We start from the raw sequence: 316 nt of genomic DNA, 5'->3' as shown, positions 1-316 counted from the left end.
AAAGCTCAGCGCAAGGAACGTGCAGAGAAGGTACTTTTCGATGTAGGCCTTTCTGACAGAATGGATCATAAACCCAATCAGCTCTCGGGTGGGCAGCGACAAAGGGTTGCAGTGGGAAGAGCTTTGGTGAACAATCCTTCCATTATTCTTGCCGATGAACCCACGGGAAATCTGGATTCCAAAACTTCTGTAGAGATCATGAACCTGTTCGATGAAATTCATACCGCAGGAAACACAGTGATTCTTGTGACACATGAAGAAGAGATCGCCCGCCACGCCCACCGTATTATACGTCTTAGAGATGGGATGATCGAAA

At 47.2% G+C, this 316-nt stretch carries 1 protein-coding gene; it reads left to right on the top strand.

The window, feature by feature from the left end:
- On the top strand, positions 1 to 316 hold a 316-nt coding region (locus HC176_RS18625; RefSeq protein WP_167920465.1), incomplete at both ends, for an ABC transporter ATP-binding protein.

Source organism: Tamlana crocina (genome assembly GCF_012037625.1).
This window is presented reverse-complemented; position numbering and strand designations above follow the sequence as displayed.